Annotated in this window: 13 protein-coding genes; 4 read left to right on the forward strand and 9 right to left on the reverse strand. The window is 51.3% G+C overall.

The features are described 5' to 3' along the window. The first annotated feature begins 71 nt into the window (after positions 1-71). The 4 genes from rfbB to rfbD are packed head-to-tail and all read left to right on the forward strand — an operon-like array spanning position 72 to position 3547. Positions 72-1151 (forward strand): dTDP-glucose 4,6-dehydratase, encoded by a 1080-nt coding sequence (rfbB, locus tag IGS61_RS08240; protein ID WP_230539134.1) that lies wholly within the window; start codon positions 72-74, stop codon positions 1149-1151. Further along, a complete protein-coding gene (rfbA, locus tag IGS61_RS08245) occupies positions 1151-2044 on the forward strand; it encodes a glucose-1-phosphate thymidylyltransferase RfbA (protein ID WP_230539135.1) in 894 nt (297 codons plus the stop codon). Before rfbB ends, rfbA begins: the two co-directional genes overlap by 1 nt. 44 nt (positions 2045-2088) lie before the next feature. Further along, on the forward strand, positions 2089-2634 hold the full coding sequence (rfbC, locus tag IGS61_RS08250) for a dTDP-4-dehydrorhamnose 3,5-epimerase (protein WP_230539136.1): 546 nt from the start codon (positions 2089-2091) through the stop codon (positions 2632-2634). Between the two features lie 40 nt (positions 2635-2674). After that, positions 2675-3547, forward strand: coding sequence for a dTDP-4-dehydrorhamnose reductase (gene rfbD, locus IGS61_RS08255; RefSeq protein WP_230539137.1), 873 nt, complete (start codon positions 2675-2677; stop codon positions 3545-3547). Positions 3548-4187: 640 nt separating this feature from the next. Here rfbD and IGS61_RS08260 read toward each other — a convergent pair. From IGS61_RS08260 to IGS61_RS08300, 9 genes are all read right to left on the reverse strand, one after another. Beyond that, positions 4188-5291, reverse strand: coding sequence for a glycosyltransferase (locus IGS61_RS08260; protein ID WP_230539138.1), 1104 nt, complete (start codon positions 5289-5291; stop codon positions 4188-4190). Between the two features lie 181 nt (positions 5292-5472). Continuing rightward, the gene (locus IGS61_RS08265; RefSeq protein ID WP_230539139.1) at positions 5473-6465 is read right to left on the reverse strand and encodes a glycosyltransferase family 4 protein; all 993 of its coding nucleotides are present in this window, start codon (positions 6463-6465) and stop codon (positions 5473-5475) included. 41 nt (positions 6466-6506) lie between these two features. Next, a complete protein-coding gene (locus IGS61_RS08270; RefSeq protein ID WP_230539140.1) occupies positions 6507-7733 on the reverse strand; it encodes an O-antigen ligase family protein in 1227 nt (408 codons plus the stop codon). A gap of 60 nt (positions 7734-7793) precedes the next feature. Next, entirely contained in the window at positions 7794-8996 is a 1203-nt protein-coding gene (locus tag IGS61_RS08275; RefSeq protein ID WP_230539141.1) for a glycosyltransferase family 4 protein, read from the reverse strand. After that, complete coding sequence (locus tag IGS61_RS27935; RefSeq protein ID WP_329958045.1) at positions 8993-9622, reverse strand: acyltransferase; 630 nt, start codon at positions 9620-9622, stop codon at positions 8993-8995. Before IGS61_RS27935 ends, IGS61_RS08275 begins: the two co-directional genes overlap by 4 nt. 42 nt (positions 9623-9664) lie before the next feature. Next, positions 9665-10663, reverse strand: coding sequence for a glycosyltransferase family 2 protein (locus IGS61_RS08285; RefSeq protein ID WP_230539142.1), 999 nt, complete (start codon positions 10661-10663; stop codon positions 9665-9667). Positions 10664-10667: 4 nt separating this feature from the next. Beyond that, positions 10668-11276 (reverse strand): acyltransferase, encoded by a 609-nt coding sequence (locus IGS61_RS08290; RefSeq protein WP_230539143.1) that lies wholly within the window; start codon positions 11274-11276, stop codon positions 10668-10670. After that, positions 11273-12532 carry an O-antigen translocase gene (locus tag IGS61_RS08295; protein ID WP_230539144.1) on the reverse strand — a complete coding sequence of 420 codons (1260 nt, stop codon included), beginning with the start codon at positions 12530-12532 and terminating at the stop codon, positions 11273-11275. Before IGS61_RS08295 ends, IGS61_RS08290 begins: the two co-directional genes overlap by 4 nt. Then, positions 12529-13644 (reverse strand): DegT/DnrJ/EryC1/StrS family aminotransferase, encoded by a 1116-nt coding sequence (locus IGS61_RS08300; RefSeq protein ID WP_230539145.1) that lies wholly within the window; start codon positions 13642-13644, stop codon positions 12529-12531. Before IGS61_RS08300 ends, IGS61_RS08295 begins: the two co-directional genes overlap by 4 nt. Between the last annotated feature and the right edge of the window lie 46 nt (positions 13645-13690).

Below are 13690 nucleotides of genomic sequence, written 5' to 3' on the forward strand. Positions count from 1 at the left end.
CTCCCATTGTTATCAAAACAACAGGAAGAGCGAAGCATCGTGAAGATGTTCAAGTAAACAAGGATAACAGCATGATTTTAGTGACTGGCGGCGCCGGCTTCATCGGTTCCAATTTTGTACGCGACTGGCTGGCGCTCAGCGATGAGCCCGTAATCAATTTTGACAAACTGACCTACGCTGGCAATCTCAGCAACCTGGCCAGCCTGGAGCAAGACCTGCGGCATATCTTTGTACGCGGCGACATTTGCGATACCGCCCATATCTCCCGCCTGCTGGCAGAATACCAGCCACGCGCCATCGTGCATTTTGCCGCGGAAAGCCATGTCGATCGCTCGATCCATAGCCCCGGCGAATTCATTTCGACCAACGTCAACGGCACCTTCAGCCTGCTCGAAGCGGCACGCGCCTACTGGTCCGGCCTGACGGGCGAAGCCAGGGACGGCTTCCGCTTCCTGCACGTCTCGACCGACGAAGTCTATGGCACCCTGGGACCGAATGACCCGCCATTCACGGAAACGACGCCGTATGCGCCAAACAGCCCGTACTCGGCATCGAAAGCGGCGTCTGACCACTTGGTGCGCGCCTACTTCCATACTTACGGCATGCCGGTGCTCACCACAAACTGCTCGAACAACTATGGCTCGTTCCATTTCCCGGAAAAACTGATTCCGCTCATCATCAGCAATGCCCGTGCCGGCAAAGCCTTGCCTATCTATGGCGATGGCATGCAGGTGCGCGACTGGCTGTACGTGGGTGACCATTGCTCGGCAATCCGCCGCGTGCTCGAGGCGGGACGTCTGGGCGAGGTCTACAACGTGGGCGGCTGGAATGAAATGGCCAACCTGGAAGTCGTGCACACCCTGTGCGATATCCTCGACACGCTCGATCCGAAAGCTGCCGGCAGCTACCGCGAACAAATCACCTATGTGCAGGACCGCCCTGGCCATGACCGCCGCTATGCCATCGATGCACGCAAGATCGAGCGCGAACTGGGCTGGAAGCCGGCCGAAACCTTCGCCACCGGCATACGCAAGACGGTGCAGTGGTACCTGGACAACCAGGCCTGGGTACGCGACGTGCAGTCGGGAGACTACCTGAAATGGGTAGAAAAAAACTATGCGGCACGCGATACAGCCCAGGAGCAGCAATAATGGGTACCGCCATTGAACGCAAAGGCATCATCCTGGCCGGTGGTTCGGGCACGCGCCTGTATCCCGTCACCATGGCCGTATCGAAGCAGCTGCTGCCCGTGTATGACAAGCCGATGATTTACTATCCGCTGACCACCTTGATGCTGGCCGGCATACGCGACATCCTGATCATTTCCACACCACAAGATACACCGCGTTTCCAGGAGTTGCTGGGCGACGGCAGCCAGTGGGGCATCAGCCTGAGCTATGCCGTACAGCCCAGCCCGGATGGTTTGGCGCAGGCGTTCATTATTGGCAAAGAGTTTGTCGGCGATGCACCATCGGCGCTGATTTTGGGCGACAACATTTTTTACGGCAACGACTTCGAATCGCAATTGCGGCAAGCATCGGCACGCACAAGCGGCGCCACCGTATTCGCCTATCATGTCACCGATCCGGAACGCTATGGCGTGGTTGAATTCGACGCCCAACGGCGCGCGGTCAGCATCGAAGAAAAACCGCTCAAGCCAAAATCGAACTTCGCCGTTACCGGCCTGTATTTCTACGACAGCCAGGTGTGCGATATTGCCGCCGGCATCGCTCCGTCACCACGGGGCGAGCTGGAAATCACGGATGTCAACCGCACTTACCTGGAGAGCGGACAGTTGAATGTTCAAATAATGGGGCGCGGCATGGCCTGGCTCGATACCGGCACGCATGAATCCTTGCTGGAAGCGGGCCAGTTCATCGCCACCATCGAAAACCGCCAGGGTTTGAAAGTGGCCTGTCCGGAGGAAATCGCCTATCGCAAAGGTTATATCGATGCCGCCAAGCTGGAGCAACTGGCCCTGCCGTTGAAGAAGAACGCCTATGGTCAGTATCTGTTGCAGCTGCTCAACGACCAGATATTCTGAGGTGTGCCGTACTATCTACCTAGTTCAAGTGATGCCGAAATACCATGCACATCCAGACCACAGCAATTCCTGACGTGCTGATACTCGAACCGACGGTGTTCGGTGACGACCGCGGCTTTTTCTATGAGAGTTTTAACCAGAAGCGCTTTACCGAACTGACTGGCGTCACGCGCGACTTCGTGCAGGACAACCACTCCAAGTCAGCCAAGGGCGTCTTGCGCGGCCTGCATTATCAGATCCAGCAACCACAAGGCAAGTTGGTACGCGTCACCGCCGGTGCAGTGTTCGACGTCGTCGTTGACCTGCGCAAAAGTTCACCAACTTTCGGAAAGTGGGCCGGCGTCGTGCTGTCGGCCGCCAACAAACGCCAGCTATGGATACCCGAAGGTTTCGCCCACGGCTTCATGGTCACCAGCGACGGCGCAGAGTCCCTGTACAAGACCACAGACTACTGGGCGCCGGAATTCGAGCGCAGCATCCTGTGGAATGACCCTGCGATCGGCATCGACTGGCCGCTGGACGGCGCACCGCTACTGTCGGACAAAGACAAAGTCGGCACATTGCTGGCCAATGCCGACGTTTTCACCTGAGCACTGCAACACTGCCGCTTCCCCGTTCATGGAAACAAATATGAGCCGTATCTTAATTACAGGAAAAACCGGCCAGATCGGCTACGAACTGGAACGCAGTCTGCAAGGTCTGGGAGAAATCATCGCGCTGGACCGCAGCCAGATGGACCTGGCCGACCTGGACCAGGTACGCGACGTGATCCGCCGAGTCAAACCAACGCTGATCGTCAATCCAGCCGCGTACACCGCCGTGGACAAGGCCGAGAGCGAACCTGAACTGGCACTACGCATCAACGGCGAAGCGCCTGGCGTGATGGCGGAAGAAGCAAAAAAGCTGGGCGCCGCGATGATCCATTACAGCACCGACTACGTGTTTGATGGCTCGAAAGATGGTCCCTACGTCGAAAACGATCAGACCTGCCCGATCAATGTCTACGGCAGCAGCAAGTTGGCCGGCGAACAGGCGATCCAGGCCACCGGCATCCCGCACCTGATCTTGCGCACCAGCTGGGTCTATAGCACCCATGGCAAGAACTTTCTGTTGACCATGCTGCGCCTGGCACAGGAACGCGAAGAACTGAGTATCGTTTCCGATCAGTTCGGCGCACCGACGTGGAGTCGTACCATCGCCGATACCACCGCCCATATCGTGGCGCAAAGCCTAACGGCAAGCGACCAGCAAGCATGGTGGCAGGCACACTCCGGTCTGTATCATTTGACGGCGCAAGGATGGACCAGCTGGTTTGGTTTTACCGAAGCGATCATGGCCCATGCATCCGTGCATAGGAAACCACGTTTAAATGCGATAGAGGCCAAAAACTATCCGATGCCGGCGAAACGTCCCACCAATTCTGTGCTGTCCTCACAACGCCTGATGGATACTTTTTGCGGCTTGCCCCAATGGCAGGAAGCCTTGAAGCTATGCCAGGACTGAAACGGGCTACAATTTAAAGCGATTTCAAATAGCCACGATTTGAGAAATCGACCTCATGAAGAATCAAAGGCCAAGAAGGAGAAGTGCCCGACAAAGTGATGTTTCAGGGTGTACTTAAGTCATTGGCGAAATGGGGCAGACTATCGCCTGTATGACTGTTCCGGCCATGTAATTCTAAGAATAGACATTAGCTCTCAGGTCGTGAAAATGTCCATTACAAAAGACTGTTTTCATCTGACATTTCCACTCTCTCGGGTGATCACCAACCTCCTTCAGCCGTCAATAGCGGTCAACTCGCACCAAATCAGGTTCCGTATATGCGGTTGTCCTTTCATTGCAATTAATAGGTAGATAAATGGTAGCGCTCCACCTAAGCAACCTGAACAGGCTCGTAATGCGTCGACCGCAACACCATCATCATGCCGCCAGTCAGATCAGCGGGAAAGGTTGAGGTTGATGGATCGCTTACCCATTAGCAAACTGATGTCTCTGGCCAGCATGCTTGCCATTGAAGCACATTCACGGCAGGCTGGATGGTCGTCTCGCGAGAGATCACCTCGCATTTTCCTGAACACATCGCTGCCAGCATAGATCATCCTGATGCGTCAAGGAGGCGGGAAATACGATTCAACTTACACAATTACTCCTGAAATCGATGCTTTTTTTGTGCTTTTTCAATGAAGACACGCATATTTTCCTTAAAGATCTTCACAGAAAATGTTTCTGCATGCGCACGTATCGTCTGAGAATCAAATTGCGCGCGGTGTTGTTCATAATATTGAACAGCATCATTCAGGGACGCAACGGTACTTTCAAAAAAGAACACGCCGGTTTTTCCAGCTACTACCGTTTCCATCGCACCGCCTTTGCCCAGCGCAATCACCGGACGGCCAGATGCCATCGCTTCCAGGGGTACGATACCAAAGTCTTCCACGCCTGGAAAAATCAAGGCTTGACACTCCGCATACAGCTTTTTGATATTGGCAAATGATTGACGGCCAAGGAAGGTCACATTTGAACCCGCCAGTTTCTTCAGTCGATTCAATTCTTCGCCTTCGCCAACGATAATCAATTTCCTGCCGCTCTGATTGAATGCCTCAACCGCCAAATCAGCGCGCTTATACGGCACCAGTTGCCCCAGAAGCAGATAGTAGTCCGATACTTGGGAAGCGATATAAAAATCATCACTGGAAACCGGTGGATGAATGACCTCGGTTTCACGACGATAGTACTTACGAATACGCTCTGCAACAAAACCTGAATTCGCAATAAAATTATCCACTCGCATCGAACTGAGCGCATCCCACATGCGGATACGGTGCATCAATATCGGCATCAACAAGCGTTTTAACAAGCCCGCATTTCTTCGATACTCGTGGTACATATCCCATGCATAACGCATGGGAGAGTGGCAATAGCAGATATGTACCACGCCTGGCGGCACCACGATGCCTTTGGCCGGGCCACTTTCGCTCGATATAACCAAATCATAGCCACTGAAATCGATCTGTTCCAAAGCCATCGGCATCAATGGCAGATAATTCTGATACAGACGCTTGGCAAACGGCAGACGAGAAATGAACGTCTCATATAATTTGTGACCAGGGAATTCTTTCTGTGCCATTTCCCGATCAATTACATGCGCATAAATATCGGCGTCCGGATACATTTCGGCCAGCGCCTGCAAGACGCGCTCGCCACCACGCATGGTTAACAACCAATAATGAACCAGAGCCACCTTCATTTTATTTCATCTTTCAACAAGGTCAGGCAGGATGGTACCGGCGATCATACGCCAACATAAAAACATCCTACCTGCAATACCACATCCCATCAGGGAAAATTTGAATACCGTACTTCTCCAGCCAGTTCGGAGGCATACGCAAGAAACACCGACGCACCATGGCTGGCACTCATCGATATTTCTACCTAGAGACACTCGCCAAGGCCCACCTGACTTTTTCGACGGTCGCCGGCCAGGAAAACCTGGCGGCTTGCAGCAGTCCCTTTGCGCTCAGTTCCTTACGCAAGGTTTGATCGTTGCAAAGTGCCTCGATACCTTTCCCAATCTCTTCGATGGAATCCGGATTGACCAGCAAGGCAGCATCGCCAGCAACTTCAGGCAGCGATGTCGTATTGGCAGTCAGCACCGGTGTGCCACACGACATTGCCTCAATAACAGGCAAGCCGAATCCTTCGTACAGAGAAGGAAACACAAGGCCCATTGCACCACGATACAACCCTGGCAGATCCTCTTCCGCCACCCTGCCCACAAATACCAAGCGTGACTCGACACCCAGCGAGCGGGCCAGTTGCAACAACTCGTCGGTCGGCTTGCCTGTAAATAACAGGCGAACATCCACATCGATGGCGGCAGCCGCAAAAGCCTTGACGATACGTGGTTCGTTCTTGTGCGGTTTGCGATTACTGACACTCAACAAATAACGAAAGCCCGGCTGATACGCCAGGGCATGAACATTGTAAGCAGGATCGACGCCATTATCGATATTGATGACCTTGGACGGCGCAATGCCGGCCCAATCAATGATGCGTTGCCGAGAAAATTCGGAAACGGTCAGTACGGCGGCAGCCTTGCGGCAGGCACGCCGCATGATCAGCGAATAATATACCGTTTTCAGGAAGCTGGAATTTTCTGGACGGTCGATATGGTTCAGATCATGAATCGTGAATACGAACGGACGCGATATGAATAATGGCGCGTTATAGCCAGGAGTGAACAAACCTTCACCGACGGGGATGTTCTTCAGCGAAGCGAACCATAAAAACAGTGTGTCCAGTGGGGACGAAGGCGAGCCTTTGATATCGAGGTGGGGTAGTTGCAATGCCTCGTCCAATACCCGCGCCACACGCCCGATACCATGTTCGCCAATCCAGCGTGCATCATAAAAAAATCTCAAGATATCTTACCTTTATTATCAAACCCATTGAAGAACACAAATCAGCCAATCGCCGTATCTTTTTCTTCGGCACCAAATCTTGAAATTCCCATGGCAAAACCAAGAATAACCCAGATATAAAGGAAATAAAATTGAGTTCCAAAAAATATGCAAATTATCGGAATAATAGAAATCGACTTGGGAATAGAGTAAATCAGTTTTTTGTAAAAATACCTGAAGGAGAAGGCAAATGCCAAAATTCCGAGCAGGCCATTTTCCACCTGAATTGTATACATGCCCAACCCTGTAAGATCCCACTGATCGACTACCGGAAACAACCCCAGATAATCCGGATTATTTCGCACTAATGAATAATTTCCCAGTCCGACGCCAAAAATTGGATTATCAAGAATGATATTATAGCCAATAAAAGCACCGCTGATACGTCCCATCACGATATTTGGATCGTCTTCCCGTCCGATCAGAGATTGCTGGATATTCATTGAATCCATGATATATCCCATGACCAGATCACCGTAAAATACATAGCCGACCGCGGCGATCAGTAATGAAAACAGGATCGGAACCAACTTTTTCTTCATGCTTTGCTCGCTGAATAAAGCATAGATAAAGAAATATATCACCAGCAGAAAAATTGCTGCCTTGGATTGCGCAGCCAGGATGACGATGAGAAAAATAATCGACGAGATGGTGACTTTGCGATTCGCGACCAGATCCAGGCATAGCAACGAGGCATAGAAAACACCAAGCGGCCCACCTTCCACAAAAAAACCTTTCAGACGATGGCTTTTTCCATAAGTGAGGCCAAGATCAGCACCTGCATAAGCCAGTGCCAGCGCGGCAATGAAAAACAAGCCGAATGCGGCATTTTGCCTCAAAAAAACATTCAAAATATCATGCGCATTCTTCAGCTTGCTGCACAGAATATAAACATAGACAAAAGCAACGGCGCATAGCAACAGCTCAATAAAGCGAATCAAGGAAATCACATAGGATTCTTTGAAGAAATTATCTACTGCTGCCGGAGGGTAAAAATCCACTATTGGATTTTTTATCAATGTGCAGACAAACAGGAAAATGAACAGGTAGATGAATACCATGATTTTCGAGTTTTTTATGGCGCCAAGATTCAGCAAAACAAAAGGAAATGCCAGCAGGACGATCATTTCGCCGGCCTTGATGCCGTAAAAACCAACATCGGTTAATTGGCACATCAATACCAGGATAAACACGCCTGGATATTGCAAATCTAAAAAACGCTTGACCATTTTATTATGCCATTCAATATTTTTTTACGGACTCATCAAATTTCAGTGAATTCATGAAAATCAATCATTCTTGCTTTGCATTTCGAAAAACAGGTTGATATATTGATCAATCCATGCTTTTACATCCATAAATCGTGGCGCAGACTGCAATGCCGCCAGTTGCATTGCATCGAGTAACGCCGGCTGGGCCGAAATCTTCCTGATCAAACCAGCCAGTTCCTCCGGCCGGTCGGGGTCAAACAGGAAGCCATTCTTGCCATCCTCAATCATTTCAGGGATACCGCCGCGCGAGCTGCCAATAACAGGTACGCCATTGACCAGCGACTCGAATACCACGGTCGGCAGCGTGTCATTCCACAGCGATGGCACTACCAGCACATCGATATTACTGAAAAAAACTTCCGGCGAGCTGTAGCCCAAAAAGCGGAGATTGTCAGTTTTGTATTGTTCCAGTTCGCGAACATAGTCCGATGGCCCCGATCCGGCAATCACCAGGCTGATGTCGGTCAACCCGGCCAGATGCGAAAACGTCCGCAATAAAAGTTCCACGCCTTTCGCCGGCACCAGCCCGCCGATATAACCAAAGCGAACATTCTTCCGACCAGCAAAGGGCTTAGGCAAGGAGACGGACTTGAACGACTTTGCATTGATGATGGCGGTCTTGATCTTGGCTTGCGTAAACAGGCCATTGCGTAAATGATGCTTTAGTACAAAATCGCTGACGCCGACGATGCAATCGACATTGTTCGACAGCGTCTTGTGAGGTATTCTGAAAATCTTGCACTTAGTACATTGTGTCTCGCAAGGCTGGCCGGCCTTGAACATGTTTGAATTGGGACACAGCGCGTATTGATCATGCAATACCTGAATAATCGGTACGCCGTGCTTCCTGATGACAGGCCAGATTGCCGCTGAAAAACCGACTACATTGTGCGTATTGACGACATCTGGCTGGAATTCGCGCATGATCTTGTCGACCATTGCCGCCATGCCTGCGTTATAGATATCGCGCAGATGCCAGAACAGGCGATGCAGGGTCGGCTTTTTATCAGCCTTGTAATTCCAGTAAATATTCTTGATACCGACCCGTATTACCTTGATGCCGTCCACTATCTCGGTATGGATGCCCTCATCGGCACAGGTAGTCAGGACACAGACCTCATGACCGCGCTCTGCAACTCCTTCGACCAGCGACTTCAAAATAACTTCTGCACCTCCTCCAATATGCGGGGAATAGAGGGTGTTGATAAATAATATTTTCATTTATTTTTGCTATCTAGCATATTTTCTGAAGGCAACTTTCTTGTGGTTAGCGGCCGCACGCTGATTTTTTTCGCCGGAATGCCGCCCCATATTTCATAGGCCGGCACATCTGAAACCACGACGGCGCCAGCAGCAATAATAGCCCCCTGGTGGATGTTGATACCTGGCAGTATCACAGCATGCGAGCCGATCCAAACATCATCACCGATGCTCACGCCACATTTTTCGGTATCCCATGCCTGTTCACGGATCAGCGATGAGGACGTAATGCCATGGTTGCTGCCGATAACGGTAGCAAACTGGCCGAACAGGCAGTTATCACCGATCTCGATGTGACAGCCCGATGCACGAATATTGCAATACTCATTGATTGCCGTGTTTTTTCCGACCTTCAACACGGCCGCTGGGGAACCAGTGATGCTGTCCTTCGCAACGATTAACAACGTTCCTGTACCAACCGATGTACCTGCCCCCATCCGGAAAACGCAACCGGGATCGACAGCGAGTATCGTACTTCTTGAAATCCGTACGCCTTGCGCGCGTAAATGAGCGCGACGGCCGGCAGCACGCAGATACGTGGACAGGTCGTGCAGGATCAGGGCAAAAAACAGGAATATGGGCTTCATTTTTATATCGTCAATCCGGGAAGTCGCCTGGCTCGAATTACATTATCGTGCGACAAACTGGGAATCCAGTTTTTCACGCGAATTTTTTGAAATGCCGAGTTTCAACGCGACATACAATGGACTGCTCAATCGCAGCAAGCCGGTCATCTGGTATATTCTGGGGTACGGCCTTAATGCGCCTTTGGCCAATTTGAAACGAAAAATTTCCAGCATTCTATCCCAGCGTTGCAGCCCGTTCAGATTGGCGATCTGATAATTTTTATATAAAGTAACGTGATCTTCCAAAAACTGCTGGTTCATGCCGGTTGCATTTCTTGCAGCAGAGATTGTGCTCTCGCTGATCCGGTATGCCACCAGGGGCTCGGCAAGATAAGCAAAGTTCTTGTTTTTGGCGAGCAAATTGAGCCACAATGGCCAGTCATCGAGGTGAAAAAATCGCCGATCAATGCCACCTACCTCGTTATAATCGGCGCGTCTGAGCAATATCCCGGGGGCAGGGATCAGGTTTCTCACATACAAGGCTTGCTGCAGCCCGCTTGAAGAGCCTGCAATGATCTCGATGTCTTGCTGCCCAGGGATGACCTTATCCTTGGAGACATCTATCTTCGATGAATCAACAAACGGCAGGACCGCCGAGACGACCACGGCGCAATTAGTTTTCTGCGCGAACTCGACATAGCGGGCAATTGCACCGGGGAAAATAAAATCATCGCCAGCGATCGGCTTGATCCATACTCCTTTTGCTTCAGCATAGCCCTTGTGGACATTGCTGCATATTCCCTGATTCGCTGCCGCGGCCAGTATGACCACGCGCTGAAAATGCTGTTCATTTTCAGCTATCCATTGTGTCGCCACCTCGACGGTATGATCTTTCGATCCATCATCGCAGATAATAATCTCTATTGGTGAATACTCTTGTTTTAACAAGCTATTCAATGTCTCCAGCAGGGTTGCTTCACTATTGAAAGTCAAGACAATAATGGACACCAGGGGACACGTTTCCATGTCTTGGATTATCTCTTTTCCCGCTACGTCATGCATATTATTACTTTTCCAATCTTCTTTCAGAATACGAGGTACAGCCGGTCGCAATCGTCATCTCCGGAATATTCTTGTTGATCAACGTCGAAGCGCCGACGATGCTGTTGCGCCCAATCTGTACACCTTTAAGCACCGTCACTCTTGCACCAAGAAAAACATTCTGTCCGATGACTACCGGTTTGGCGGTATGCTGGCCGGTGTGCCGGGTTTCCGGCTTCAAACCATGAAAATCGGAATCAAAAATACAGACCTCAGGGCCCAGCAAGGTGTCTTGCCCGATATGAATCAAACTGCGCTCGGCGATGATGCATGCTGAATTATTGATGTACACACCGTCGTCGATCACTACGTGCGAGCCATCTTCTCTTGCCTCGATATGCATGTAACCGGAGAAGAACAGCGGCGAGGGAAACGAACCCAATGTGCACTTGCCCAGCGTAATCGTGCCTTTTCCTGAAAACAGAACTGGCTGCAAAATCGTGGCGCCATGATCGATAACCACTGCAGTGCTGATCACGCGGTAAAACTTGATGCGCGGCCACTGAATCAAGGCGATCAATTCATGGTACAGGCGCCGTTTTAAACGAAAATATAGGGTTTTCTTGCCTTTCATGCCGACTTCCTCTTCAGGCGCCATTCAATAACGATGCAATACATGGTAATGAAATGAAAAACATAGTTGATGGCATAGGCGATAGCCGCTCCCTTGAAACCGTATTCATGCGTCGAAAATAGTGTCAAGAAATACAGCGTGGCGGCAAAGATGATTTCTGTCGCCACCACCATTTTCATCATGGCTTTGCCGACAAGAACATAGCCCAGCAGCCAGCTGGCAGTCTTGATCACATCGCCAACCAGTTGCCAGCCCATCAATGTAGATACTTCCTGAAAATCCGGCGAGAATAAAATCCTGATCAGGATGTCGCGCAACAAATAAATTGTCAGCGCGATCACGGAGACGACCGGCACAATCAGCTTGAATGCATCGCCGATTTCTTTGCGAAGAACATTATCGTCCTTGACTTCTGAAATACGCGGCAGGTAATAGAGCGACAGGGTAGTGGTGACCAGGGCCAGATAGATCACGCTGATCTTATTGGTAGCATCCCAGTATCCGGCATGGGCGACATCGAAACTGTTGATCAAATGAGATCTGATCAGCATCTGCGCCAGCGGCGTTACAGCTGCTGTCACAACGGCCATCACGATAAACTTGCTCAGCAGCCTGACCGTTTCGCCATCCATGCGCCCGAAAAACACTGACGGACGCAACCAGGACAACTTTCCGCAGGCCAACAGAGTCGTCACCAGGGATAATGCCTGCCCCAAACTTAATGCTATCAGGGCACCACGCAGGCCCATGTACCAGGCCAGTCCACCGGACACCAGCAGGCCAACCAGCGAGCTGGCGATATTGGCCACCACATACCTGCGCACCTCTTTTTGTCCGGCCAGCACTGCCAGTAACAGACCATTCAAGCTGATCAACAACAAACACAAGGCGAGCCAAAGCATGGCTTCCGTGTAATCTTTTCCACCAAACAGCCATTGACTGAGCTGCTTGTTAAAAATCACTAACAAGATGCCGCCCAGGATGCTCCCTATCAGGGTCAGTGTCCCGGCCGTACGAAACAAGCGTAGTTTCTTCTCCGGCGCGTCATGGTACTCTGCGGCGTACTTGGTCACCCCTGTATTAATGGCGCCTGCAGCAAACGCCGTCACCATGGCGATAAAATTTTGGAGTTGCCCAATTGCGGCAAAACCTCCAGGTCCCAAATAAATAGCAAAAATCTTATTCAAGACCAAACCAGTCCCCATGCGCACGCACACGGCAATACCATTCAACAGGCTGGTTTTTACCAAGCTCATTCAGCAGCCTGGTGCAATACGAAGTTACGAATGGCTTCCACCACCTGGTCGACCTCGTCAAACGACATGGTCGGGCCCAGCGGCAAACTCAGTACTTCGGCATGCATCGCTTCCGCAATCGGGAAGGCGCCAGCCGTGTAGCCGAGGTGGGCATAAGCAGGCTGCAGATGCGGTGCAATCGGATAGTGAATCACGGTACCGATACCGTGGGCCGACAGGTGCTGGGCCAATTTGTCGCGCTGCGCGTGGCGCACGACGAACAAATGCCATACCGAAGTACAGTTATTGGCCACTTCTGGCAGCGTCAGGCCCGGCAGTTCACGCAAGCCAGCCATATAGCGGGCGGCGATCGCAGCGCGGTGGGCATTGCCGGCATCGAGAACAGGCAACTTGACACGCAACAGAGCGGCCTGCAGTTCATCAAGGCGCGAGTTGTAGCCAATCATTTCATTGTGGTACTTGACCTTGGAGCCATAATTGCGCAGCACGCGGATGCGTTCCGCCAGTTCTTTGCTATTGGTGGTGACCGCACCTCCATCGCCCAATGCACCGAGGTTTTTTCCTGGATAGAAACTCCAGGTCACGGCGTCACCATGTGAACCCAGGCGCTTGCCAGCATATCGTGCACCATGCGATTGCGCGCCATCTTCGATCACTTTCAGATTGTGGGCTCGAGCAAAGCTGATGATCGGCCCCATTTCCGCAGGCTGTCCATATAGATGCACTGGCATGATGGCCTTGGTACGCTCTGTCAGCGCCGCCTTCAGCAGTTGAGGATCCATATTGGCTGTTCCGGTCACCGGCTCAACGGGGACTGGCGTTGCACCGACATGACTAACAGCGAGCCAGGTCGCAATATAGGTATTCGATGGCACCAGCACTTCATCACCAGGGCCGACATCCAGCGCCCTTAATGCAAGGATCAGCGCATCCAGGCCGTTCGCCACGCCGACGCACTCCGCGGCCTCGCAATAAGCCGCATATTCCTTTTCAAACTGCTTTACTTCTTCACCCAGGATATACCAACCGGATTCCAGAACACGGGAAAAAGCGGCCTTAAGCTCTTCGGCCTGTTGTAATTGAATGGATTTGAGATCTAAAAATGGAATCATAATTGTCCTGTCTGTATCGCAACCAGCACCGGGGTTAAGGCGATTG

The sequence above is a fragment of the Janthinobacterium sp. FW305-129 genome (assembly GCF_020858115.1).
Taxonomy (GTDB): domain Bacteria; phylum Pseudomonadota; class Gammaproteobacteria; order Burkholderiales; family Burkholderiaceae_D; genus Janthinobacterium.